Origin of the sequence: Flavobacterium nitrogenifigens (assembly GCF_003254565.1) — a bacterium.
Lineage (GTDB): Bacteria > Bacteroidota > Bacteroidia > Flavobacteriales > Flavobacteriaceae > Flavobacterium > Flavobacterium nitrogenifigens.
The window spans coordinates 1-418 of sequence record NZ_QJRI01000085.1; the positions used below are offsets into that span (position 1 = coordinate 1).

1 protein-coding gene is annotated in these 418 nt (G+C 46.7%); it reads right to left on the bottom strand.

Annotated elements, in window-relative coordinates; genetic code table 11:
- Positions 1 to 418: hypothetical protein (locus DM397_RS00365; protein WP_204251848.1), on the bottom strand; the 418-nt coding region annotated here is incomplete at both ends.

The window sequence follows — 418 nt, forward strand, 5'->3', positions numbered from 1 at the left end:
TAAGTTCCCTGAGCATTGTATGCCAATGGATCTGCCGTTGTTCCAGTCACTGTTCCCGCGCAATTATCTGTGGTTGTCGGCGCTGCTGCTGTTGCAGAACATTCTCCCGTAATATCTGCCAATACGGGCTTGACAGGTTTCTCCGTGTCTTTAATGATCACTTTTTGGACTGCTGCTTCTACATTTCCGTTGCCGTCATTAAAAGTCCAGTTTATGGTGTAGGCTCCCTGAGCATTATAAGTCAAAGGATCTGATGTTGTTCCCGTAACTGTTCCCGCACAATTGTCTGTGGCTGTCGGCGCAGCTGCTGTTGCAGAGCATTCTCCTGTAATATCTGCCAATGTTGGTTTTACAGGCTTTTCGGTGTCTTTAACGATAACCTTTTGAGTGGCTGTTTCTACATTTCCGTTGCCGTCAT